Annotated in this window: 1 protein-coding gene; it reads left to right on the top strand. The window is 51.4% G+C overall.

What is annotated here, in order from left to right; genetic code table 11:
• Nucleotides 1-145: 145 nt before the first annotated feature.
• Nucleotides 146-360, top strand: a 215-nt coding sequence (locus RTY00_RS23980) for a KUP/HAK/KT family potassium transporter (protein ID WP_312666639.1), incomplete at its 3' end; no start/stop codon positions are given.

Raw genomic sequence — 360 nt, forward strand, 5'->3', positions numbered from 1 at the left:
GCGCTATTTTCGGCGAAAAACCGCGTCACCAAGGCGATGGTGACACTTTGTAAGAGTAGGTTTTTTTGGGAATATGTGCATACTGTGCGCTTTTTGATGGCTTGAGCGGAAGGCAAGTGCCTCCGGCTCCAACAAAAGACAACTTATGAGCTCGGATAAGAAACAGTCCCTTGGGGCAGTCACGCTGGCGGCAATTGGCGTGGTGTATGGCGATATCGGTACCAGCCCGCTCTATACATTGCGTGAATGTCTCTCTGGTCAGTTTGGATTTGGCGTAGAGCGCGAAGCGGTATTTGGCTTCCTGTCGCTGATCTTCTGGCTGCTGATTCTGGTGGTGTCGCTGAAGTACATCAGCTACGT

Origin of the sequence: Pantoea sp. CTOTU49201 (assembly GCF_032054795.1) — a bacterium.
GTDB lineage: Bacteria > Pseudomonadota > Gammaproteobacteria > Enterobacterales > Enterobacteriaceae > Pantoea > Pantoea symbiotica.